At 39.4% G+C, this 21,749-nt stretch carries 25 protein-coding genes and 3 riboswitches; of the genes, 11 read left to right on the forward strand and 14 right to left on the reverse strand.

Going from position 1 to position 21,749, the window contains the following annotated elements; all coding sequences use genetic code 11:
* Window positions 1-456 precede the first annotated feature (456 nt).
* Both ACFX4X_RS05510 and ACFX4X_RS05515 read right to left on the reverse strand, forming a co-directional pair.
* Window positions 457-669 (reverse strand): hypothetical protein, encoded by a 213-nt coding sequence (locus tag ACFX4X_RS05510; protein ID WP_061464489.1) that lies wholly within the window; start codon window positions 667-669, stop codon window positions 457-459.
* Window positions 670-1,143: 474 nt separating this feature from the next.
* Window positions 1,144-2,823, reverse strand: coding sequence for a methyl-accepting chemotaxis protein (locus tag ACFX4X_RS05515; RefSeq protein ID WP_377382309.1), 1,680 nt, complete (start codon window positions 2,821-2,823; stop codon window positions 1,144-1,146).
* A gap of 185 nt (window positions 2,824-3,008) precedes the next feature.
* Window positions 3,009-3,051: riboswitch (PreQ1 riboswitch) on the forward strand.
* 55 nt (window positions 3,052-3,106) lie between these two features.
* On the opposite strand from ACFX4X_RS05515, the gene queC reads away from it, so the two are divergent.
* The 3 genes from queC to queE are packed head-to-tail and all read left to right on the forward strand — an operon-like array spanning window position 3,107 to window position 4,963.
* Entirely contained in the window at window positions 3,107-3,772 is a 666-nt protein-coding gene (queC, locus tag ACFX4X_RS05520; protein WP_061464487.1) for a 7-cyano-7-deazaguanine synthase QueC, read from the forward strand.
* A complete protein-coding gene (queD, locus tag ACFX4X_RS05525; RefSeq protein WP_061464486.1) occupies window positions 3,772-4,242 on the forward strand; it encodes a 6-carboxytetrahydropterin synthase QueD in 471 nt (156 codons plus the stop codon). Before queC ends, queD begins: the two co-directional genes overlap by 1 nt.
* The gene (gene queE / locus ACFX4X_RS05530; protein WP_061464485.1) at window positions 4,235-4,963 is read left to right on the forward strand and encodes a 7-carboxy-7-deazaguanine synthase QueE; all 729 of its coding nucleotides are present in this window, start codon (window positions 4,235-4,237) and stop codon (window positions 4,961-4,963) included. The genes queD and queE overlap by 8 nt, the downstream gene beginning before the upstream one ends.
* A 62-nt stretch (window positions 4,964-5,025) precedes the next feature.
* Here queE and ACFX4X_RS05535 read toward each other — a convergent pair whose 3' ends face one another.
* Window positions 5,026-5,373: a DUF4260 domain-containing protein gene (locus ACFX4X_RS05535; RefSeq protein ID WP_061464484.1), complete on the reverse strand. Its 348-nt coding sequence runs from the start codon at window positions 5,371-5,373 to the stop codon at window positions 5,026-5,028.
* Window positions 5,374-5,426: 53 nt separating this feature from the next.
* Window positions 5,427-5,996, reverse strand: coding sequence for a TetR/AcrR family transcriptional regulator (locus tag ACFX4X_RS05540; protein ID WP_377382314.1), 570 nt, complete (start codon window positions 5,994-5,996; stop codon window positions 5,427-5,429).
* Window positions 5,997-6,246: 250 nt separating this feature from the next.
* On the opposite strand from ACFX4X_RS05540, the gene ACFX4X_RS05545 reads away from it, so the two are divergent.
* Together ACFX4X_RS05545 and ACFX4X_RS05550 are read left to right on the forward strand one after the other, a co-directional pair.
* On the forward strand, window positions 6,247-6,531 hold the full coding sequence (locus ACFX4X_RS05545) for a hypothetical protein (protein ID WP_377382317.1): 285 nt from the start codon (window positions 6,247-6,249) through the stop codon (window positions 6,529-6,531).
* Window positions 6,532-6,577: 46 nt separating this feature from the next.
* Window positions 6,578-7,549 (forward strand): HD domain-containing protein, encoded by a 972-nt coding sequence (locus tag ACFX4X_RS05550; protein WP_377382320.1) that lies wholly within the window; start codon window positions 6,578-6,580, stop codon window positions 7,547-7,549.
* 269 nt (window positions 7,550-7,818) lie between these two features.
* Here the strand turns inward: ACFX4X_RS05550 and ACFX4X_RS05555 are convergent, their stop codons facing one another.
* Both ACFX4X_RS05555 and ACFX4X_RS05560 read right to left on the reverse strand, forming a co-directional pair.
* A complete protein-coding gene (locus tag ACFX4X_RS05555; RefSeq protein WP_377382323.1) occupies window positions 7,819-8,259 on the reverse strand; it encodes an SRPBCC family protein in 441 nt (146 codons plus the stop codon).
* A 48-nt stretch (window positions 8,260-8,307) separates the two neighbouring features.
* On the reverse strand, window positions 8,308-8,781 hold the full coding sequence (locus tag ACFX4X_RS05560) for an SRPBCC family protein (RefSeq protein ID WP_377382326.1): 474 nt from the start codon (window positions 8,779-8,781) through the stop codon (window positions 8,308-8,310).
* Window positions 8,782-9,188: 407 nt separating this feature from the next.
* Window positions 9,189-9,231, forward strand: a riboswitch (PreQ1 riboswitch).
* A gap of 51 nt (window positions 9,232-9,282) precedes the next feature.
* On the opposite strand from ACFX4X_RS05560, the gene ACFX4X_RS05565 reads away from it, so the two are divergent.
* Window positions 9,283-9,825 (forward strand): VUT family protein, encoded by a 543-nt coding sequence (locus tag ACFX4X_RS05565; protein WP_284469964.1) that lies wholly within the window; start codon window positions 9,283-9,285, stop codon window positions 9,823-9,825.
* Between the two features lie 671 nt (window positions 9,826-10,496).
* On the opposite strand, the gene ACFX4X_RS05570 is transcribed toward ACFX4X_RS05565, so the two are convergent.
* From ACFX4X_RS05570 to ACFX4X_RS05580, 3 genes are read right to left on the reverse strand one after another with little or no spacing between them, the layout of a single operon-like run.
* On the reverse strand, window positions 10,497-11,528 hold the full coding sequence (locus ACFX4X_RS05570; protein ID WP_377382329.1) for a TolB family protein: 1,032 nt from the start codon (window positions 11,526-11,528) through the stop codon (window positions 10,497-10,499).
* A 12-nt stretch (window positions 11,529-11,540) separates the two neighbouring features.
* Window positions 11,541-12,404: a permease prefix domain 1-containing protein gene (locus ACFX4X_RS05575; RefSeq protein WP_377382332.1), complete on the reverse strand. Its 864-nt coding sequence runs from the start codon at window positions 12,402-12,404 to the stop codon at window positions 11,541-11,543.
* On the reverse strand, window positions 12,404-12,724 hold the full coding sequence (locus ACFX4X_RS05580) for a PadR family transcriptional regulator (protein ID WP_089364730.1): 321 nt from the start codon (window positions 12,722-12,724) through the stop codon (window positions 12,404-12,406). Before ACFX4X_RS05580 ends, ACFX4X_RS05575 begins: the two co-directional genes overlap by 1 nt.
* A 310-nt stretch (window positions 12,725-13,034) precedes the next feature.
* Here ACFX4X_RS05580 and ACFX4X_RS05585 point away from each other — a divergent pair, with 310 nt between their 5' ends.
* Window positions 13,035-13,781, forward strand: a complete 747-nt coding sequence (locus ACFX4X_RS05585; protein ID WP_061464478.1) for an alpha/beta hydrolase — start codon at window positions 13,035-13,037, stop codon at window positions 13,779-13,781.
* A gap of 211 nt (window positions 13,782-13,992) precedes the next feature.
* Here the strand turns inward: ACFX4X_RS05585 and ACFX4X_RS05590 are convergent, their stop codons facing one another.
* Window positions 13,993-14,697: a DUF421 domain-containing protein gene (locus tag ACFX4X_RS05590; RefSeq protein WP_061466171.1), complete on the reverse strand. Its 705-nt coding sequence runs from the start codon at window positions 14,695-14,697 to the stop codon at window positions 13,993-13,995.
* A gap of 321 nt (window positions 14,698-15,018) precedes the next feature.
* Window positions 15,019-15,123, forward strand: a riboswitch (purine riboswitch).
* Between the two features lie 175 nt (window positions 15,124-15,298).
* On the opposite strand from ACFX4X_RS05590, the gene ACFX4X_RS05595 reads away from it, so the two are divergent.
* Window positions 15,299-16,492, forward strand: a complete 1,194-nt coding sequence (locus tag ACFX4X_RS05595; RefSeq protein WP_061464477.1) for a nucleoside transporter C-terminal domain-containing protein — start codon at window positions 15,299-15,301, stop codon at window positions 16,490-16,492.
* A gap of 103 nt (window positions 16,493-16,595) precedes the next feature.
* On the opposite strand, the gene ACFX4X_RS05600 is transcribed toward ACFX4X_RS05595, so the two are convergent.
* Window positions 16,596-17,735, reverse strand: coding sequence for a CAP domain-containing protein (locus ACFX4X_RS05600; protein WP_284469966.1), 1,140 nt, complete (start codon window positions 17,733-17,735; stop codon window positions 16,596-16,598).
* Window positions 17,736-17,774: 39 nt separating this feature from the next.
* Window positions 17,775-18,086 (reverse strand): hypothetical protein, encoded by a 312-nt coding sequence (locus tag ACFX4X_RS05605; RefSeq protein WP_284469967.1) that lies wholly within the window; start codon window positions 18,084-18,086, stop codon window positions 17,775-17,777.
* A gap of 220 nt (window positions 18,087-18,306) precedes the next feature.
* Between ACFX4X_RS05605 and ACFX4X_RS05610 the strand changes: the two genes are divergently transcribed.
* Window positions 18,307-18,552, forward strand: coding sequence for a hypothetical protein (locus ACFX4X_RS05610; RefSeq protein WP_284469968.1), 246 nt, complete (start codon window positions 18,307-18,309; stop codon window positions 18,550-18,552).
* A gap of 55 nt (window positions 18,553-18,607) precedes the next feature.
* Here the strand turns inward: ACFX4X_RS05610 and ACFX4X_RS05615 are convergent, their stop codons facing one another.
* Window positions 18,608-18,979: a winged helix-turn-helix transcriptional regulator gene (locus ACFX4X_RS05615; RefSeq protein WP_034309370.1), complete on the reverse strand. Its 372-nt coding sequence runs from the start codon at window positions 18,977-18,979 to the stop codon at window positions 18,608-18,610.
* A gap of 187 nt (window positions 18,980-19,166) precedes the next feature.
* On the opposite strand from ACFX4X_RS05615, the gene ACFX4X_RS05620 reads away from it, so the two are divergent.
* Window positions 19,167-20,372 (forward strand): MFS transporter, encoded by a 1,206-nt coding sequence (locus tag ACFX4X_RS05620; RefSeq protein ID WP_377382338.1) that lies wholly within the window; start codon window positions 19,167-19,169, stop codon window positions 20,370-20,372.
* 180 nt (window positions 20,373-20,552) lie between these two features.
* On the forward strand, window positions 20,553-21,395 hold the full coding sequence (locus ACFX4X_RS05625; protein WP_377382341.1) for an aldo/keto reductase: 843 nt from the start codon (window positions 20,553-20,555) through the stop codon (window positions 21,393-21,395).
* A 44-nt stretch (window positions 21,396-21,439) separates the two neighbouring features.
* On the opposite strand, the gene ACFX4X_RS05630 is transcribed toward ACFX4X_RS05625, so the two are convergent.
* The gene (locus tag ACFX4X_RS05630; protein ID WP_377382343.1) at window positions 21,440-21,703 is read right to left on the reverse strand and encodes an NADPH-dependent FMN reductase family protein; all 264 of its coding nucleotides are present in this window, start codon (window positions 21,701-21,703) and stop codon (window positions 21,440-21,442) included.
* Window positions 21,704-21,749 lie beyond the last annotated feature (46 nt).

The raw sequence follows: 21,749 nt of genomic DNA on the forward strand, positions 1-21,749 counted from the left end.
TTATTACAATTTATTGATTGTTTATACCCATTAATTTGACCTAAACGTTACAATATTTACGTATTTGTCATTCAATGTAAGATAGTGCATCTATAGACACATGTAGTCGGACTTTTTTGAATATGGCCAAAGATGAGTAAAAGAACACATCTCTTTTTTTGTAAGTTTTGGGTATTTTTCTAGAAAAATACCCGTGGGCCTATATTGTGACTTTTACCTAAAACATGAAATAAACTAAGGTTAATCCAATTTATTTAAAAAATACCTAGTTACTTCTATTAATATAGTGTTAATAGAAAAAAGAAAAATAAAAAAAGCTCAGAAGTATATCTGAGCTTTCGGCTTTTATATTTTAAAAGAATGATATGGGTAATGAATCTCCGTTTATCATGGAGAATGTGACGTTTGTAGGGTATAAACTACAACATTAGTAGCTTATTTTTTGAAGGAATCAGGTTAACTGGATTTTTTTCTGTCAGAAATTTCAATGTTGGGGCCTTTTTTACCGCCTTCAATCACATAAAGTCTAGGAGCTAATCTCCTCCTACCTTGATTTTCAGAATTCATCTTCATATAATTTTCGTATTCTTTGCGAAAGAATTTGTTGTTTTTCCGATCTAGTGCTTTTCTTTCGTTAAAATCTGCTATGAATTTGAAAAAACGTTTCATATGAATTCCTCCTTTTGGGGTTAAAAGGTCTTGGTTTAATAGTAACACATTATTGGTGAAATTTAACCTTTTTTTACAATTTTGGAGTGAAATTTATGCTTTTTGTGTGAAAAAAGTTGTGAATTGTTTGGTTTGCAAGAAAGCGTGCAATGAGCCTTACTGAGTATAAGGGCCCGTGCATTGGGTTGAAATGAAATGCTGGATCAAGTGAGTTCTTGTACTGGTGATTTCCAGTAAGTGGGTATTGGAAGTGAGAAGTATTTCAGTAAGAATATTCCTAATAAATTCATTATACACTAAATATTCTGAAAACAAAAGAAAATATTCACTTCCAACCCTTTTGATAGATTTTTCTTTTCATGATTATTAATGCGTATAGTCTTTTATACCCCAAATACACGAAAACGAAACAATCAACATGAAGGGGAGAAAAAGAAAATTTCCCGCGTTCAAGTGACGGGAAATTTTCTAGTATCATAATTGGAATTTCTTGACCTGTTCGGTTAGCAGTTCAGCAGAAGATGCGAGTTCACAGGCATGATTCGTGATTTCATCCATCGAAGAGCTGGATTGTTGAGCGGAGGCAGAAACTTGTTCGATTCCTGCCGCGGACTCTTCAGTAACGGCTGCGATATCTTCGATGGCCTGATTGATTTCTTTACTATTTTTGGAGATATAGTTCAATTCAGCTGTAATATGCTGTATTTTCATTCCCATATTCCCGACAGAGTGATTGATTGTTTCAAAGGTTTGGCCGGTGAGCGTAATCTGTTTCGTGCCTTCATCCACCTGTGTATAACCATCTTCCAGGGAGTGGACGACCGTTTTTGAATCTGTTTGAATAGCGGTGACAATATCGGTGATATCCCCAACGGATTGTGTGACCCCTTCAGCGAGTTTCCGCACTTCAGCTGCGACGACGGCGAAGCCCTTGCCATGTTCACCAGCGCGTGCAGCTTCTATGGCTGCATTCAGCGCCAATAGGTTGGTTTGATTGGATATATCTTTGATGACCTGCACAAGCTGTGAGATTTCCTGTGATTGAGAATCGAGCCTTTTCACTTGCCCGACGGCATTTTTGACAATTCCGTCAATCATTTGCATTTGTTGGACCGAACTGCGCATTAAAGTGGTGCCCTCCTTGGTCAAGGATAGGATCTCGGTCGGACTTTGAGATACCTCCATTCCTTCAAGATGGGCCTGCTCGATCTTGCCGGTGAAATCATCCATCATGCGGACCATTTCAGCTGCCCGGTTGGCTTGTGAGTCCGAGCCTTCCGAAAGTTCGTACATGGTAGTCGCAATCTGTTTGCTGCCCTGTTGCACTTCATTTGCTGATTGAGTCAGATCCTCGCTTTGGTTGGAAACGGATTCGGATACAACCAGCATTTTTTCAATCGTATCACGAAGGTTTTTCTGCATTTGGTTGGCGGATACCGTTAATTCACCCATTTCATCATTTGACTTTTGCTCCAGGGGCTCATGATTCAGTTTTCCGTCAGCAACCATTTTCATCCTGTCCCTGACTTTAAGGAGGGGGGTGGTAATGAGGTTTGCAGTCACAAGTGCAAGCACAAGGCCGATAAGGACTGCCGCAATGGATATGATGATACTTGTAGACTTAACCGATTTCCCGCTTGCGATGACGGTTTCACCTGAAGAGACAATCGTTTTTTCGCGTTCGGAAGCTAGCTCTCTAAACCCATCCATCAATTCATTGCTTATTGGTGCAACTTCATCCTTTAGTATTTCTATAGCACGTTCTTCATTTCCTTGATCATATTGTGTAAATACGCGGTCTATAATAATCGTTCTCCAATCCACGCTTTTCTCAATCAATTCCTTCGTTTTTTCAGAATCACTTAAGGCTAAAAGATCCTCCTGAATGACTTTGCTTTCTTCGGTATATTTTAAGAACTTCTCTTTATTACTTTCGTCGCCAAATAGAATATAGCCTCTTGCGAGTGCGCTTCTTTGTGCAACATTATTGAGTAGTTGTTCTTCATCAATTAGAATCGGCAATTTTTGGCTAATAATATCTTTGGAATGTACAAGTGACTTATTGCTGCTATAAATATTAAATGCTCCTAAGATGATACACAAAGATATGATGAGTGAAAATGCTGCCAATATCTTTCCTTTAATACTTTTCAAATTAATGAACCCCTTTATCGATATTTTATTCACTCTTTTTTATCGGATAAATAATGGGTTATTTAAGCAGATGAGAAGATAACCAAGTTTTCCGTTAGGTGTGATTTTCCATAATCCAAACATCTTGATTTCTTCTCGTTTTCAAGTTACTATTGACTTGGAAAAATATAATATTCCGCATTATGGCGGAAGAGGTTCTAGCTACCCTCTCAAAAAAACTAAGGAGAAACAGTGCTCTTTTCTTAGGGTGCTGTTTTTTTCCGTAAAAAGGAGTTTTATAGAAATGAAGAAGAAAGAAAAGGCAGTGGTTGTGTTTAGCGGAGGTCAGGACAGTACGACGTGCCTGTTCTGGGCGATGGAGAGATATGAGGAAGTGGAAGCGGTGACGTTTGATTATAATCAGCGGCACAGCTTGGAAATCGAATGCGCTCAAGAGATTGCCAAGGAATTGGGCGTGAACCATCATATCCTTGATATGTCGCTGCTGAACCAACTGGCACCGAATGCTTTGACGAGAAGTGACATTGCAGTGGAGGACGGGGAAGACGGGGAATTGCCGTCGACGTTCGTACCAGGGCGGAATTTACTGTTCCTATCGTTTGCCGGAGTGTTGGCCAGTCAGATTGGCGCTAAACATATTGTCACCGGTGTCTGTGAAACGGATTTCAGCGGATATCCGGACTGCCGGGATGTATTCATTAAATCGTTGAATGTGACCTTGAACTTGTCGATGGACCAGTCATTCGTGATTGATACGCCGCTTATGTGGCTTAATAAAGAGGAAACATGGGAGCTTGCCGATCAGCTTGGCGCGTTCGACTTTGTCCGCGAAAAGACCCTGACTTGCTATAACGGAATCATATCAGACGGCTGTGGAGATTGTCCGGCATGTAAGTTGCGGAAAAAAGGATTGGATGACTATGTAAGCAGACGGAAGGTGCTTTCGTGATGTACGGTTTTACTATAGTAGATAAACTCCAAAAAATAGATCAAGATATTCAGCGCAGCCAATTGAAATATACAACTAAAAGGGTCATGGTCAGTAAGGAATTTACCTTTGACGCAGCACACCATCTACATGACTATGAAGGAAAATGCAAGAACTTGCATGGCCATACGTATAAGGTCATTTTCGGATTGAGCGGGTACACGGATTCACGCGGTTTGATGATAGATTTCGGGGACATCAAGGATATATGGAAAAATGAAATTGAAATCCACCTTGATCATCGTTATTTGAATGAAACCTTGCCGCTCATGAACACTACGGCTGAAAATATGGTTGTCTGGATTTATGAAAAAATGGCCGAAGCCCTTTCATTAAAGGAATATGAGGGTGCTAGGGTCGAATTCGTTCGACTATACGAAACGCCGACAAGCTATGCCGAAGCCAGACGGGAGTGGATGGAAAGTGAGTAAACTCCCGGTTATGGAAATCTTCGGACCGACCATCCAAGGTGAGGGAATGGTCATTGGCCAAAAAACCATGTTCGTTCGGACGGCTGGCTGCGATTATTCATGTGCCTGGTGTGATTCCGCATTTACTTGGGATGGCACCGGTAAGGAAGATACCGTCCAAATGACTGCCGAGGAAATATGGGATGAGCTGAAGCGGATTGGGGGTGCCGGTTTTTCCTTCGTGACGATATCAGGCGGAAACCCGGCACTGCTGAAAAACTTAAACAGCCTGGTAGCGATCCTACATGAAAATAAAATGAAAATAGGTGTCGAAACACAAGGGAGCAGATGGCAGGATTGGTTTCTCGATATTGATGAATTGACTATTTCTCCTAAGCCGCCGAGTTCAAAAATGAACACGGACTTTACGGTGCTCGACCAAATCATATCGAACCTTGCCAATCGAAACCCTGAAAACCATGTCTCATTGAAGGTAGTCGTCTTTAACGAAGAGGATTATCAATATGCTAAAAATGTACATGGCCGCTACCCCGATATTCCTTTTTATCTGCAGGTCGGCAATGACGACAGCAGTACGGCGGATGATCGTCAATTGATCAGCGGGCTTTTGAGAAAATACGAGGAGCTAATTGATAAAGTGATAGCCGATGATGAATTGAATGATGTGAAAGTGCTGCCACAGCTTCATACTTATATATGGGGCAACAAGCGAGGCGTGTAAAGATCAGAGACAGAAGGCGGTGTGATGCGTAATCACACTGCCTTTTACATATGGAAAGCTACCTATACCTTTTGAAGGTGTGTAGCTTTGAAGGATGATGTGTATTTAAGGCCATACCCAAATAACCGATCCATTCCAATATGTGCGGTCCAAATTGACCCGATCATCATAAGCGCATCAGACTTTAGAAAAATGGCTAGCAAAATCATGAAAATGGACAGGGTATAAGTGTGAAATAGGTTATAAACCTTTGCTCCAACTCGATCATCAATTAGATAGGCCAACATGGAAACATCAGGCGATAAAATAAATAAAAGGAAAATCCACCAGCTGAATTCATATAACGAATAGATGTAAATCATCGCTAAAAGGACCATGAGTCCTTCGATATGAAGGAATTTCTTTACCATTTTCCAACCTCCCAAAATTTAATTAACCATTGGTCAATAATTTTAGTGAAAAATCAAACAATGTTCTTGATGATATTTTTCACGTGAAAATAAGCTAAACCTTTTACATCTGGATAGGATAGTTCAGAATTGATATAAAAAGTTATGAATCCGTGAAGGGAAAGGAAAATGGACCATATGGATGCAGGATTCAGTTTGTTGTCGGTTAATTCTGTCAAGGATTGGATTAGCTTTTCATAGGTTTTATTAGAATCGAATTGAAGTAACTGCTGAATTTCTTTTTCCTTGGATAAAAACATGATGGAATAATGATTCTGTTGTGTTAAACCAAACTCAATGAAGCATAATAAAATCTTTTCGATTTTTTGAGAAGGGTCATTTTCCGACATGGTGATATCATCGATTAAATGATTTAAAACGGAAAAATCCGTTTTCACCAAACTATAATATATTTCTGCCTTATTTTTAAAGTGATAATAGATGGCTCCATGGCTGCAATCCAATGATTTAGCCAATTGTCTCATTGAGACGTTCGAATACCCTAAGGTTGCAAAAAGGTTTCTAGCTTCAGTCAATACCATTTCCCTGGATAATTCTTTACCTGCCGATTTCCTTGGCGACATAATTCCACCCCCCCTTTTGTTTATTAACCACTGGTTAATTGGAATGATACCGTACTGATTTACAAATATCAAATATTAGACATTTTTCTAAATGGCTGTTTTTAAGTGAGGGTTTACCATTAAATGTAACTAGAATTTAACTATAACGTCAAACATAGTAAATGGTGAAATCATAGGATTCACTATTAACTAAATATATACTTTTATGGTAAAATGGAGGAAAACCAAGCCCATTGGAAGGGATGAATAGATGAAAAGGAAATTAGTTATTTTGTCTACAATATTCGTAGTATTTACCAGCTGTTTTTTATTCAATAAATCTTTTAATAATAAAACAAAACCTATGGAAGACATTATAATGGTGTATCCAGCAAATCGAGTAATAACAAATGAAGTGATACTCATTGGGGATGAAGCTGAGGGCAATCTACCTGATATCGATTTGAATGATGAAAAGGAATTGGAAAAATTGGCAAAAAAGCAATATGAGCAAGGTGAAAAGGGGGAAGTAATTTTTACAGAAGAAAATCAGTGAAATCACCTAACTGTAATGAGTAAACTAATGGGGGAGGCCGCAGTTATTGCTAGTTTCGGATAGTATCTATGGGGAACACATTATAGAGGGAGTTCTGGAAGAGCTGATAAAAAGCAAACCGGTCCAAAGATTGCAGGGAATACATCAGGGTGGGGCAAGTTATTTAGTTAATGAGAAGTGGAATGTCACACGATTTGACCATTCAATTGGTGTGATGTTGTTAATAAAGGCGTTTGGCGGTTCATTAGAGGAACAAATCGCGGGCTTGCTGCATGACGTATCCCATACTGCATTCTCACATGTTATAGATTTCGTTCTGGATTGTAAGGATGAAGATTATCATGAAAAGATATATGATCATGTCATTATGGAATCTGAAATCCCATTTATATTGAAGGAATATGGATATGATTGTAAAGTTATTGTTCAATCAAAATGGGAAATGCTTGAACAGCCAGCACCTGGGTTATGTGCCGATAGGGGGGATTATACTCTCCGGGATATGCATCAGTATGGATATATCACACTTGAATCCGTTCACGACTTTCTTGATCATGTAATCATAGTAAATGGAAGAATGTATCTGGATAATATTGATTCGGCGGAATGGTTTGTGAAAACGTATTACAGTGAAGTTATTGATTTTTTCATGGATCCACTTAATATATATGGCTATGATATCTTGGCAAAGACGTTAAAATTGGCTTTGGCTAAAAACCTGATCAGCCTTGATGACTTACTTGGTACAGATGAAGAAGTCATATCCTTGTTAAGCTCCACTGAAGACGATGAAGTGCAAAATCTGTTAAAAAGGATCCATGGTAACGTAAAGGTGAAAGAAGATCAATTGGACTATGATTTACATCGGAAAAATAAAGTGCGCCTGATGGATCCTTCCATCATTCAAGGAACCCAAGTGGTGAGAGCATCCAGTTTATCCGAAAAAGTGAAGAACATGGGAATTGAAGCCTATGAAAAAGCTTCGAAGGGCATGTATCTAAAAGTGATTTCCGATTGAATTTCGCGTCAAACCAAACGGAAAGTGAAAAACTCACGGAATCCATCCTTGAGTTTTTCCCGGAAACATTACCCGTAAATTTATATAGACTATCGACGACTTGTAAGCCGCTTTCTTTTAAGTGGTGGCATTTTATCGATATTCGGACACCATTAAATCGTAAAGGCTTATCAGGTACAACATAGTTAAATATTGTCAGTGTTATTGTTCTGGCAGGCGGCATGCCCAACTGCCGGTTTTGGAGATCTTTTTTCAGCTGAACCAGCAGCTTAAAAAATTAATGACGCTCTCAAATTAGTTACACCACTTTCTAAATAACCCTTTAAACAGGTTAAAGTATATACCCACCCCTCTTTTTGTCCTATCATTTTTTTTATTATTTCTGGATCGTCTTCCTTCAAACCTGATTCGTTTACTTCAATAATTGAACTTGTATTATCCAGCTCTTTTAATGTAATTGTAACGACCGTTTCTTGGGCGTTGCCTCCCCACGAATACACGATTTTCCTATTTTCCTCGACTTCTAATACATGTATAACCACTTCAGCATCGTATTCGTTATATCTCAATGTAAGCGTCCTGCCTTGCTCCCATCTTTCAGAACTCGATGAGAACCAGAAATTTCCGATTTTTTCGGGGTTTACTATGGCTTCAAACACCTCATTAGTTGGCTTGCCTATTTTAAATTTCGTAGTTATTTGAGTATCCATACTATATCAGCTCTCTTTCGATATGTTTAAATAAGTTCCAACTAACACCTAATTAACCCGATCTACATATATTGGCGGCAAGGTCCGTCCAGTTTCAAGCAAGCTCTTCAGGTTACATAGAATAGCTGGCCATCCATTATTTATGCCCTTAAAGGTATTGTCACCATATACGAAATCGGTCTCCAGTAGCTCTTCATGCGTAAGTGTTAACTTCACAGTAGATTCATCCATTGGCTGCAGTTGAAAAGTGACCCGAGAAGGATCCTCGCGGGGTGTTTCGTCTCCTGTCGTGTTCCATGTAAAAGAGAGCAGTTGCAGCGGCTCACACTTAAGTACATTTCCATGATCAGTGATTCGTCCATCTTCCAGCAAATATGTAACGGTTGCGCCTTCTTGAAAGGATGACTTGATTTGACATTCGAAGTGGTATTTTTTTGTAAATTCGCGACTCGTTAGGGCTTCCCAAAGCTTCTCTGGTGTGGTTGCGATATAAATAGGATAGACAAACGTTGGTTTTTTCATTATTCTTTTTCCTCCTCGCGTTTATACTTCTAGCATTCCTTATCAAGTCCGTGCCAAATAAAAACAAAAAGGGTTGCAATATCAAAATCGTATCATAGCTCTATCAATGATTGTCTGCTTTTTATAAACAGCCGGTCAAGCAGTTTTCTGCGACAGGAATCGGCAAAAGCCTTAAAATCAGAGGAACATTTGCTAAGTGTTAAGCTTTGGCAAAGCGGATATTGGCTTATCGAGTCTGCAAATGAAATCCATGGATTCGCACCATTCCCAGTGACCAAAACGAAATCAAACGGTGATTATTGAAAGGATATAAGCTTGAATACATTTTAGGATCAGGCCATATGGAAACTTCTTGATTTCCAACCGTTTTCAAGCTACGATAAATAAGGAAATGATAATCCGCTCCGGCGGAAGAGGTTCTAGCTACCCTCTCAAAAAAACTAAGGGGAACAGTGCTCTTTCTTAGGGTGCTGTTTTTTCTGTATAAGGAGAATGAATTAAATGTTAAGAATTCTATTTTATTTAGTATCCATCGTCACGGCGAATGTGGTTACAGCAGCTTTTGATCCATTACATTTGGGCATGTTCATCATTCCGATGGGTACATTGTTCATCGGAGGAACCTTCATCTTTCGAGATCTGGTCCAGAATAAATTCGGCCGTGCGAAAACCTATATGTGTATCGTTACCGCACTTATTTTATCTGCATGTGTTTCATTTTTATTAGGAGATACGTTATTGATTGTATTTGCTTCCGCATTATCGTTCGTGGTGGCAGAAACAGCGGATACGGAAATTTATACCCGGTTAAAGCTCCCGATGAGTTGGAGGGTGTTTTACAGCGGGATCGTTGGAGGGTTTTTCGATTCGGTGATATTTGTCGTGATTGGCCTAAGTCCACTAGGTGCTAATATATTGCCATGGGAAGCCGTACCCGCTGCGATTATCGGCCAAATCATCGTTAAAACAGTCATTCAGTCAATCGGTGCCGTACTGTTGGGACGAATCAACGTAAGACTGGAAAAGCGCGTAGTCTCCGGTTGAATTCTAGGAGGGATGCACCGATGGATGGAACCAAAAAGGAAGAAGATAAATGCTATTGCCTCGAGGCCTTTCGCGAAAAATATGGTCCGCATGTCCAAGGGGAATGTATGAAGCTCTCCTGCGCCAATTATCGGAAACATAAAGGAATAGACAAAAAAGGGCCAAATTAGGTCCTCTTTTTGCGTGACTGGAGTAACCCACTAGTAAACAGCGCGAAATCAAGAGTGTAGCATGAATTCACGAGTAAATGTGCGAAACTCACGAGTAAACGTGCAAAACTCACGTAAACAAGCCGAACCCACGAATAAACAGCGCGAAATCAAGAGTGTAGCATGAATTCACGAGTAAACGTGCGAAACTCACGAGTAAATAGTCCAAACTCACGAGTAAATGTGCGAAACTCACGAGTAAATGTGCGAAACTCACGAGTAAAAGTGCGAAATTCACGAGTAAACAAGCCGAACCCCGAGTAAACAGCGCGGAATCAAGAGTGTAGCATGAATTTACGAGTAAAAGTGCGAAATTCACGAGTAAACAAGCCGAACCACGAGTAAACAGCGCGGAATCAAGAGTGTAGCATGAATTCACGAGTAAACAGTCCAAATTCACGAGTAACCCCATAAAAAAAGGATTCCGGCACCGTTAATAATTGGTGCGGGAATCCTTTTTTATTAATTAGGCAACAAAATTTCTTCGGGGTTGGCTCCATCAATCTCCACTTTATATAGGTGATACTGTGGATCGCTTTTGCCGAATTTCTTGTCTACCATAAAGTAGACATTTTTTGAATCGCTGCTGATGACTGGGCGATCTGTGTATCCTTGAAGATGGGTCAGCTGCTTTTCGGTCTTGGTTTTGAGGTCATAGCTATATAGCTCATAAATATAGGTACTGCCTGATTGCTCATTGGAGATGGACTGGAAAATTATCGTTTTTTCATCAGGGGTAATTGTGAAATCAAAAATGTCGACATCACGTTTAGAATCTGTGACAGTTTCGACACTTGATTTGTCAAATTTCACTTTGAAAATCCGTTGATGCGTTTCAAAAATATCATCAGCCGTTTTAGCATCCGCGTCATCATCGGTTTGATAATAAGCGGCTTCTCCATCAAGGGCGACATTTAGGGAACTAAGACCATATTTCTTAAAAGAGGTTAGTTGGATGGACTCCTTTTTTTCTATATCAAACTCGTAAATATCGAGATCGTGAGGGCGGGGACCCGTGATCGGCGAGTAGTTTTTAAACGTACCGGCTCCGATATAAAAGAGAGAGCGGCCGCTTTTTGTGAAATCGAGTTCTGTGACCAGGAAGTCTGCTTTGAATAATTCACTGATTTTCTGTGATTTCATATCAAAAAGGTGAATGGAACTGGTTGAATCTTCTTCTTGGTTCTTTTTAGCTACGATAAAGGCAAGTATATCCCCTTCGTAGGAATAAGTCGGGTCGAGGATTTGTTCATCGTTGCTCAATTCAAGGACTTTTTCTTCAATGGATAATGCAGGATTATAGAGCTTTAATTGTGGTTTCCCCTTAATGTGTGTGACGTATGCAATTGTTCCTTGGGCGGATACGTCGTATTGATTGGTTAAGCCCTGCTGCTTTTCATTTTCTTCTTTTTTAAAGATCAATCCGGCGATGACAAACAATACAGTCACAATCGCAAGCGTGATCAGAATGAGATAGATGTGCATCTTTTTCATTTGAAGGACTCCTTAACGGTAGAGTATCATCATCGTAACAATAATGGCTAGAACAAGTAATACCTGAAAAACAGCACATATATTTGAAGCAACAGGAAGCTTTTTTAACAGTTTAATCTGTAGGGTATATAACGAAATCCATAAGACGGTCGGGATGAAAAATAAAAGCATAAACGGCTGGACTTCACTTGAGAAGATTAAAAAAGCATATAAGAAAAATAAGGTAACTGACAAAATCAAGATGCCGAGTGAAATATTGAAAATGTGCAGAAGTTTTGCTTTTTTTAAAGTCTTTCCACTATATCCCGGAAGAACCAAGGCTGTTTTGTAAATGAGGTAAAGAGATAGTAGGAGAATTGCTGCCATAATCAAGCTGAATAAAGGAAATAATGTGAAGTCAAGGGCGGAAGCGATTCCCCATCCATATACATAGACAAGGGCATGGGTCACTAACACGGTGTTGACCATGATTTTCCGGTTGATAGAGACTAGGAGGTTAAGTGTAAGTGAGAGTAAAGTTGCACTAGTCAGTATCGAAAAAAGAAGCCAGCCGATGTAAGCATCTCCTTTTTGGAATAGTTGCAGCGCATACACCGAAAACGTAAAAAGAATTGAAACGATGGATAAAGTAAGCATAAACTCTTTTCGGTATGGAAAGATGGCCTGCTGAATTTGACTGCCGATTTCCCATTCGTCGCCAAAAAGGATTAATGCCATTTTCTCGGCTTCTTTTGGGGTCTTCCCCTGCTTCATTAAATCATCCCGGCTCAACTCCAAATGGAGGAGCAGTTCTTCAGACATATCTTCTTTTTCTTCCTTGGTACAATCAGTTTGGTTGACGATTTTTTTTACATACTTTTCAAATGTTGTTTTCATCAGAAATCCTCCGCGCTTTTCCGAACTAAATTTTCAAGGAAGGTAAAGCTGCTGCGTTTACGTTCAAGCTCGGTTCTGCCGCTGTCCGTGATACGATAATATTTCCTTCGTCCGGATTCAGACTCTTTCCAATACCCTTCTATAAATTCCTTTCTTTCTAAACGCTTAAGAGCCGGATATAGGGTACCTTCACTGATTTCGTATTGCCCCTCGCTCATTTGCTTAAGAATCTTCGTCATTTCATAGCCATAAAGCTCTTTTTGTGAAAGAAGTGAAAGCAAAAGGAGGTCAATGCTTCCCTTCATCAATTCTTTATCCAAATAATCACCTTCTTTTATCATTTGCTTTTAGTGTAATACGATGTACATCGTATTACAAGGTGCATTTTACTTTTCTTAAAAAAAATGGTTAAATGACGATTGCTAAATAAAATCAATCATAGTAAAATGTGCTTCGGAACGGATGAGTTGTAAAGAGTGTGGTAAGGATAATAAATACATGATTTATCTGTTTGAATGAAAATACGGAATAGGATAGAAGAAATCCCACTCAAGGGGTATTAATTGATTTTTTTTTGAAAATCATTTAGATTCTATTTATCAACAAGAGCAGAAAGAAGGTCCTAGATAGATGAAAGTGAAAGCACCTGAGTCATTCACATACAGAGGTGGAAAAAGAGCTGTTCTTTTACTTCACGGGTTTACCGGAAGTACAGGAGACATGAAGAAATTAGGGAAATACCTGAATGATCGCGACTATACTTGCCACGGACCCCTTTATAGTGGGCATGGCGTATCAGCCGAGGAACTTGCTAAAACAAGTCCAAAGCAATGGTGGAAAGATGTAGTGGAAGGTTATCAATTCCTTAAAGATGAAGGCTACGAGGAAATTGCTGTTGCAGGAATTTCTTTAGGAGGATTGTTCTCATTAAAAGTAGGAATTGAACTTCCTGTAACAGGGGTAGTTGCAATGTGTGCACCGACACAAGGGAAAAGTAGCGATCGACAAAAAAAACGCTTGCTCAATTATGCACAGGCCTATAAGAAGTTTGAAGGCAAAGATGCAGACCAAATTGCTGCCGAAGTGAAGCTGTTGGAAGAAGACCCTATGACTTCGCTGAATGATATGGTGAATATAATAAATGAGACTGGTGAAGATTTAGATTTAATCACATCACCAACTCTTGTTTTACAAGGGCGTTTGGATGATCCCGACTATACGAACAGTGCTACAGCGATTTTCAATGAAGTCGATACGCAGCATAAACACTTGATATGGTATGAAAACTCTGGCCATATAATCACATTAGGTAAAGAACGTGAGCAGGTTTATGAGGATGTGTACAAGTTCTTAAATACTCTGCATTGGTCGGAGTAATAAGAGAGTTTTCTTGAAGGTCATGAATGTGATATGATCCCCTTTAAGTTTGAAAGTGTAAAGCCGACATTTATATGTAGGTTTTACACTTTCTTCTTGAGGGGATTTTATTTTGTCTGCAAAAAGAAATAACTCAAATTTTCACCGGGAATTATTTTTAAGCGAGAAAAAAGTATTTATATTCTTTCGCAGTACTAAGGGCTTCAAGGAGCTATTTGTAAAAAAAGACCTTTATGTTATCGTTATTATCAATGGTTGCTAATAAAATATCGTTCACGTCCGCATTATAAGTCATTTTGAGACTTTTTTTCAGCCATACTTCGTCTTTACCGTCTTGATTTAATTCTTTAAAATCAATCTTCCCCTCTTTAATAATCGTTTTAGGTAAAGTGAAGGCTTTAGTTGCTATATGCATATCTGCTGGAGTTAGCGCTTTATATTGAGGATCTAAAAACAATGAAATAGTACCATCAGGTTCCCATAGTGCGAGTGATACTTTTTCAATATCGACAATTTTTTCTTTTCTTAATTCAGATAGTAAAAAATCGATGGAGATTCGAGCCCTTGCTAAGCTTTTGTAAACGATTTGCCCATTTTCGATAAGGGTAAAGGGTGAGGGGTCAAAGAACCTTCGGAGTTTGCCCCACTTAAGACTTGTGAACACATTAATGATATATAAAATGACTAATACACAGGTCGTTATCATTGAACCCTTCAAACCTGAATGTGCATCAGACAAAGGGTGGGCAAGAATGTTCCCAATAATTAATGCCATTATAAAATCAATTAATCTTAACTGAGAAATGGCTCGTTGCCCCATCAATTTAACCGAAAAAAGTAAAACGATGAAGGATGTAATGGCTCTCAACATCCACTGAACTGTAGTAAGAGTTTCCTGGCTAAAAATAAAATCCACCAAAATCCACGTCCTTATCAAGGAAATATACTATTTAGTATGAAGCATTGAATCAGGGATTATCACAGGTGGGAAGTTTTTTTAAAACGGCATGACTCTAAAGGGTAATATGGCGAATTTACTCGAGCTATAACAACACCGCTATAAAGCAGGTGTTTTTTATTGTTGATGGGTGGGATATACTACTTCATAAGTATTACCCAACATTGGCCCTTCGGAGACTTCTTTTTAAAATGTTTTCGAAAAATTTATATTAATATAACAATTGTAAAACGTATTGTAATTGAAAATAAACTGATTTAAAATGATATCTTTCCTAAGAATTTATTTTAAAAATATCCTTGTATATTATCAGTAACAATGGTCTGATAGTTTCTACCTGGCAGCCGTGAATAATGCCGGACTACAAGGAAGTATGAAAATAAAAGAGATGAATAGGTTTATGGTTGGTTCGCTTGAAAACTTGATCCAGCATACCCCCTTTTTAATGAAGGCTCTTACTTTTTCACACTTTCTTCCTGCGGCTGAAAGTGTAAAAAGGTAAGGGCTTTTTATATAAAAAAAATGAATGGGAAATGATATATCCAAAGGGGATGAAAGCATGTATTTCTTATTGAATATACTGGGTGTTTTAGTTGTAATGGGCATCGTTTACCTTTGTTCACCTAATAAAAGGAGCGTTAAGTGGAAAGCCATTCTTACCTTACTGGTTCTTGAATTGCTTATCACAGGGTTCATGTTATCAACTAAGATAGGGGCGTGGGTCATTAATCTGATCGCTTCATTCTTCACCTGGTTGATTGGATGTGCAAATGAAGGGATTTCATTCGTCTTTCCTTCAGTTATGGCAAATGAACATGTGGATTTCTTTTTCAGCGCATTGATGCCAATTATTTTCATTATCACGTTTTTTGATGTTTTATCGTATTTCGGTATACTTACCTGGATCATTGATAAAGTGGGATGGCTCATCTCAAAAGTATCCGGTTTGCCAAAACTTGAGAGTTTCTTTTCGATTCAGATGATGTTCCTTGGGAATACCGAAGCACTTGCTGTTCTCCGCGTTCAACTCGGCGCGATTAAAGATCAGCGACTTTTGACATTTGGAATCATGAGCATGAGCAGCATCAGCGGTTCAATCATTGGAGCCTACCTATCCATGGTACCGGCAACCTATGTATTTGTAGCGATACCTTTGAACTGCCTAAATGCCTTGCTAATTGCTAACATGCTAAATCCCGTCGATGTCAGTAAAGAGGAAGACGTCGTTTATGTACCTTCTAAAGAGGAACGTAAAGATTTCTTTTCCACCATTTCTAACAGTATGCTGGTGGGGGCCAAAATGGTCTTCGTCATCATGGCAATGGTAATCGGTTATGTGGCGTTAACGGCCAGTGTAAACGGTATTTTCGGTTTCTTTGTGGATGGCCTGACCATTCAAAAAATCTTCTCTGTCATTTTTAGTCCATTTGCATTCCTGCTTGGACTAACAGGACATGATGCCATGTATGTCGCTCAATTGATGGGAATCAAGCTTGCCACGAATGAGTTCGTCGCCTTGCTCGATTTAAAAGATAAAATCAGTACGCTGTCTCCGCATACAGTCGCTGTTGCTGTCACTTATCTGACGTCATTTGCCAACTTCAGTACAGTGGGAATGATTTATGGAACATTCAATTCCATCCTAAATGATGAGAAATCGAACATTATCGGAAGGAATGTCTGGAAACTGCTGCTAAGCGGGATGGCTGTTTCCTTGTTAAGTGCCATGATGGTTGGATTATTCGTTTGGTGATACATTATAAAAGAGAGGGCATCCATTTTTAAAAAATGGATGCCCTCTCTTTTATTCTGGAGAAAAAAGCTGTGCTGGGATTCTCCATGCACAGCTTTTTGGTTTATTTCCTCAAATAATTCTCCGTATAATATGGTTTATTTTCCTCATCGAAGGCCACTCCGACACCGAGCGATTCAAAATCCTTCTGTAATTTGTTTTCCCTGTGGCCAATGGAATTCATCAGGCCTTCATGGGCAAAGATACTGCTATTCTGACCGGCAGCCAAGTTTTCCCCAGCCATTCGAAACTTGATTTTGTCATCTTCCATCCTGTCGAACGGGGATTCTCCTTCAAGGTTTGTATGGTTGAAGTATTGATTCACGGCCATATCTGTACTGTGATCCTGTGCAGTGACCTTCACTCGTTTATCCCATGAAAGCACTGAGAGATCATGATTGACCCGTGATGCATTGGTCAAATCGAATAATTGATATTCGAAGCCTTTCTTTAACTCGGGGCTGGCTTTTGCAAAATAGCCGCTCTTTTGCTTTTCCAGTTTTTCGTCGATGATCTGGATCGATGTGACTGTATTATTTTCATGTTTATCATAAAAAATGGTCACATAGCTATTATCCATTTTAAACATATCGTATTCGCCATCACTTCGAATCTGATAATAGACGTTGCCTTTAAGAAGTTTTGTTACAGGCTCGCCCAATTTCGCAGTCACGGTTTCCTTAGGGGTGCCGCGTTTAATGCCTTCCTTTGAGGAAATCAAATCTTGATTCGTATATAAACCAACAACTTTATTGTTATTATCGTAGGCAACCATGAAGAAGTTTTGATAATTTTCGTGATAGGCGAACCAGTCTACGCCATATTCATTCCGCGTTTTCCGCTTTGCTTCCCCAGCCAGTTTTTCTACGTCATCCTTTGTGTCGCCAATTTCGATATTACTGACTGAAAAGGATGCTTCAGAAGGTGCTTCCAATGCTGGTTTTTTCACTTTTTCCGTTTCTTGCGTTTCTTTTTCTGAAGCGGTATCCAAAGTTTCAGCCAGCGAACCCATCAGGTTGTTGACTCCGGTGTTCAGTTTTTCCAAGGCAGTTGAAACCTCGGGCCCGTTTATGAAGGAACGAACATCGGATGCAAAGGAACCAACCCCCGCCTTGAATCCAGACTCCTGAATATTTTTACCATATCCATACCAAAATCCACCGAGTAGGAGTATGAGAACCACAATATTAAACAAATTCCGCAAATCGTTCACTCCTGCTCTATCTGGGATAAAGAATCCCGATTATTGAAATATCAGCTGCAGCACACTTAAAACAGGTGGGGCACATAACAAAAAGAGTGAACACATGATTAGTATTTGGGAGGCCGTTTTTGGAAGCTTTTCCTTCCCTTTTCCCGAATACCAGCCACTGAACTGAAGTTTATTTCTATACCAGACAAATAATAAAATGAGTATCGCAATCGAGCCTAGCCAGCCATACTGATTCTGATTAACTCCTATGTTTATATATATACCGTTTACAATATTTGAAATGATCGATCCGGCTATCCCGAATATTAATATGATGCGCATCAATTCTAATAAGACCCTCATATGTCACTCCTTGGTTTCACCATTATACTCATTTGTTTACAAAATAAAAACTTTAAGTGATCAACACTGTCCTGCTTGATCACATACAGAGTTTACATATTAAATCGCATACATATTATACCAAAAATGCAGTGGGGAATAAAACGGATGCCTCTTACGATGGTATTTTTATTAGGTTTGTTATAATTTGTTAAATTAATAAACTGAGGCGGAATTCTTTATGGATAACAAAACCCAGCTGGCTTTCATTCTTGTTTTAATACCTCTCGCAATATCGATTTTTATTTGCTTCAAACCTGAATTATTAATATCTGGAGGATATGATTCAGCTCTTGATGGGTATGTAGTGTCCATGATCATTTTCACTTTGCATTTATTAGTTAAATTAGGAGGATTCATTATAAACAAAAAAAATAGCACATTTGAGCTAATCTTTTTTGTTTTATTCTTCAATGATGATGTTTGATCGGTTCAGCAAAAAAACGGAATCCCTTTAGTGGACTCCGTTTTTTTGTTTTGAATTACTTTAATTGATCATTCAATACACTTTCCTCGAGAACGGAAAACTTATCCCCATACACTCTGGTTATGTGATTTTCCCCCCACGTACACAGTGCGGATAGGATACTTTCCAGGCTTTGCCCATACTCACTAAGTTCATATTCCACTTTAGGGGGGACTTGGTTATAAACGATACGATTGATGACCTCGTCCTTTTCTAACTCCCTCAATTGTTGGGTCAACATTTTTTGGGTGATGTTCGGCATAAGGCGCTTCAATTCACTGGTCCGCTTTTTTCCGTGGGTCAGATGGCAGAGGATTACGCATTTCCACTTTCCGCCCATTACTTCCAGTGTCGCTTCAACTGATATATTGTATTTCTTTTTTTGCATGATTGGCATACTCTCCTTGTTTTATAGGTACTAAAAGGTGCCTATACCACTTTAAAGTACGTACTGTTTTTTATTTCTATTATAACTCATAATAACATCTGCACACCGAATTCAACTGTACCATTTATAAAAAAAGTTGCTAAGGCAATTTCAATGATAGTACAAAAGACGAGAAGGAGAAGAGGATATGATTTCAAGTAAAAATAGAAGTACATGGGCATTGCTGGCTTTAGCGATCAGTGCCTTTGCGATTGGAACAACAGAGTTCATCAGCGTTGGACTATTACCACTCATTTCTAAAGATTTACATATTACAGTGACGACGGCGGGATTGACGGTATCCTTATACGCCTTAGGGGTCATGTTCGGGGCACCTATCCTGACATCCCTGACATCGAATATGTCGCGAAAGACTTTATTGCTATGGATAATGGTCGTGTTCATTGCCGGAAATGCATTAGCGGCTTCTGCGACCACGGTCGGTGTATTATTGATCGCACGTGTCATTTCAGCGCTTGCACATGGTATCTTCATGTCAATCGGCGCTACGATTGCTGCTGATTTGGTTCCTGAAAACCGCAGGGCAAGTGCCATCGCCATCATGTTTACAGGCCTGACGGTGGCAACGGTGACCGGAGTTCCTTTTGGAACCTTCGTCGGGCAGCAATTCGGCTGGAGATTCGCTTTCATCATCATTGTGGCAATTGGCGTGATTGCTTTCATCGGGAACAGCATCCTAGTCCCATCCGATTTAAGAAAAGCTGCACGGACAACGTTCCGTGATCAAATCAAATTGGTTACGAATGGCCGATTGCTGCTAGTATTCATCATTACAGCATTAGGGTATGGAGGTACATTCGTTGTCTTCACGTACCTCTCGCCATTACTTCAGGAAGTGACAGGGTATAAAGAAGGAACTGTAGCATTGATTTTGCTAATATATGGAGTAGCCATAGCAATAGGAAATACCCTTGGCGGGAAATTCGCGAATCGCAATCCTATTAATGCCCTATTCTATATGTTTCTTATTCAAGCCATTGTACTTGTTGTCTTGACTTTCACGGCACCGTTTAAGATAGCCGGTCTAATTACGATCATTTTAATGGGATTATTTGCATTCATGAATGTTCCGGGGCTTCAAGTGTATGTCGTCATGTTAGCGGAGCGTTTCGTGCCGAGTGCAGTAGACGTGGCGTCAGCCATCAATATTGCTGCTTTCAATGCGGGAATCGCCATTGGTGCCTACTTAGGCGGGGTGATTACGGATTCGATCGGACTGATTCATACAGCGTGGATAGGTGGAGTTATGGTGTTTGCAGCAGTGGTTTTAACAGCTTGGAGCCGTGCCTTGGAAAGTAAAGACCGTTCCAGGGGAACTGGCAAAATAGCATAGGATTGAAAAAGTGATGCATGTTAGAAAAAGCATGCTATGCGTTTAGAGTATCATTAACCAAGTATCATTGCATCCCTTCAGCGAATGATGGGAGGTTCCTTGAAGGGATGTAATGATACTGATACTTAAACGCATTACAATCTTAAAAACAATGAAGAAAAAATTTGGGGGTAGAGTATAATGGTGAAAAATTTACAAGATACAACTACGTTGCATAATGGCGTTAAAATGCCTTGGTTCGGATTGGGCGTATTTAAGGTGGAAGAAGGACCGGAGCTGGTAAATGCAGTTAAAGTGGCCATTAAACATGGTTATCGCAGTATTGATACGGCTGCCATTTATGAAAATGAAGAAGGGGTCGGACAAGGGATCCTTGAAGGCTTAAAAGAAGCTGGAATCTCAAGGGAAGATTTATTCGTAACATCAAAAGTCTGGAATGCTGATTTAGGATATGAATCAACAATCGCGGCTTACGAAAAAAGCTTAAAGAAACTTGGCTTGGAGTACTTGGATTTATATCTTATCCATTGGCCTGTGGAAGGAAAATATAAGGAAGCTTGGAGAGCGTTGGAAACTCTTTATAAAGAAGGAAAAGTAAAAGCGATCGGTGTGAGCAATTTCCAGATTCACCATCTTAAAGATTTAATGAAAGATGCGGAAGTGAAGCCGATGGTCAATCAAGTTGAATGCCATCCGCGTTTAACTCAAAAAGAAGTTCAGGCATTTTGTAAGGAACAAGGCATTCAACTAGAAGCTTGGTCTCCTTTGATGCAAGGTGAACTTCTGGATAATGAAGTTTTACAAGCAATTGCGACCAAGCATGGCAAATCAGTTGCACAAGTCATTTTGCGCTGGGATATACAAAATGGGATTGTAACGATTCCCAAATCCACTAAAGAATATCGTATTGTAGAAAACTCATCTGTATTCGATTTCGAATTGACGGAAGAGGAATTGAACCAAATTGATGGATTGAATCAGAATCACCGTGTTGGTCCAGATCCTGATAATTTCGACTTTTAATCAAGTATGAAGGAGAGGGACGGGATATCCGTCTTTCTCTTTTTTTATTGGAAGTCCGCATTAGTGGAGATGGACATGCCGACCGATTGCTGGAATTCGAGCAGCCTCAGTTTTTCTGGTGTTTTTGATTGGGATTCAAGCATTAACACAGTTTCATTCCTTATAACGCCAGCGAATATACTATATTCGCTGGCATTTTTACATCCTGGTCCCATTGTGACTATAGTAGGGATTTTTCGGTTATGTATGGACTTGATGTATTTACGTTTTGAACGTAAATACATATAAAATTGAATAGTTTGTTGCATTTTAGCCGAATGGCCATCAAGGAAAATGGAAAGAAAGCCCTAAGAA

The organism is Peribacillus sp. YIM B13481 (assembly GCF_042787985.1).
Lineage (GTDB): Bacteria > Bacillota > Bacilli > Bacillales > DSM-1321 > Peribacillus > Peribacillus simplex_A.

What these genes read in the sequence shown, in the direction of transcription:
- ACFX4X_RS05565 (WP_284469964.1), top strand. Translation starts at nt 9,283, where the DNA reads ATGTTAAGAATTCTATTTTATTTAGTATCCATCGTCACGGCGAATGTG.
- ACFX4X_RS05510 (WP_061464489.1), bottom strand. Translation starts at nt 669, where the DNA reads ATGAAACGTTTTTTCAAATTCATAGCAGATTTTAACGAAAGAAAAGCA.
- ACFX4X_RS05585 (WP_061464478.1), top strand. Translation starts at nt 13,035, where the DNA reads ATGAAAGTGAAAGCACCTGAGTCATTCACATACAGAGGTGGAAAAAGA.
- ACFX4X_RS05615 (WP_034309370.1), bottom strand. Translation starts at nt 18,979, where the DNA reads ATGCAAAAAAAGAAATACAATATATCAGTTGAAGCGACACTGGAAGTA.
- ACFX4X_RS05610 (WP_284469968.1), top strand. Translation starts at nt 18,307, where the DNA reads ATGGATAACAAAACCCAGCTGGCTTTCATTCTTGTTTTAATACCTCTC.
- queC (WP_061464487.1), top strand. Translation starts at nt 3,107, where the DNA reads ATGAAGAAGAAAGAAAAGGCAGTGGTTGTGTTTAGCGGAGGTCAGGAC.
- ACFX4X_RS05535 (WP_061464484.1), bottom strand. Translation starts at nt 5,373, where the DNA reads ATGGTAAAGAAATTCCTTCATATCGAAGGACTCATGGTCCTTTTAGCG.
- ACFX4X_RS05630 (WP_377382343.1), bottom strand. Translation starts at nt 21,703, where the DNA reads ATGCAACAAACTATTCAATTTTATATGTATTTACGTTCAAAACGTAAA.
- ACFX4X_RS05545 (WP_377382317.1), top strand. Translation starts at nt 6,247, where the DNA reads ATGAAAAGGAAATTAGTTATTTTGTCTACAATATTCGTAGTATTTACC.
- ACFX4X_RS05575 (WP_377382332.1), bottom strand. Translation starts at nt 12,404, where the DNA reads ATGAAAACAACATTTGAAAAGTATGTAAAAAAAATCGTCAACCAAACT.
- ACFX4X_RS05595 (WP_061464477.1), top strand. Translation starts at nt 15,299, where the DNA reads ATGTATTTCTTATTGAATATACTGGGTGTTTTAGTTGTAATGGGCATC.
- ACFX4X_RS05605 (WP_284469967.1), bottom strand. Translation starts at nt 18,086, where the DNA reads ATGAGGGTCTTATTAGAATTGATGCGCATCATATTAATATTCGGGATA.
- ACFX4X_RS05570 (WP_377382329.1), bottom strand. Translation starts at nt 11,528, where the DNA reads ATGAAAAAGATGCACATCTATCTCATTCTGATCACGCTTGCGATTGTG.
- ACFX4X_RS05620 (WP_377382338.1), top strand. Translation starts at nt 19,167, where the DNA reads ATGATTTCAAGTAAAAATAGAAGTACATGGGCATTGCTGGCTTTAGCG.
- ACFX4X_RS05625 (WP_377382341.1), top strand. Translation starts at nt 20,553, where the DNA reads ATGGTGAAAAATTTACAAGATACAACTACGTTGCATAATGGCGTTAAA.
- ACFX4X_RS05540 (WP_377382314.1), bottom strand. Translation starts at nt 5,996, where the DNA reads ATGTCGCCAAGGAAATCGGCAGGTAAAGAATTATCCAGGGAAATGGTA.
- ACFX4X_RS05555 (WP_377382323.1), bottom strand. Translation starts at nt 8,259, where the DNA reads ATGGATACTCAAATAACTACGAAATTTAAAATAGGCAAGCCAACTAAT.
- queD (WP_061464486.1), top strand. Translation starts at nt 3,772, where the DNA reads ATGTACGGTTTTACTATAGTAGATAAACTCCAAAAAATAGATCAAGAT.
- ACFX4X_RS05560 (WP_377382326.1), bottom strand. Translation starts at nt 8,781, where the DNA reads ATGAAAAAACCAACGTTTGTCTATCCTATTTATATCGCAACCACACCA.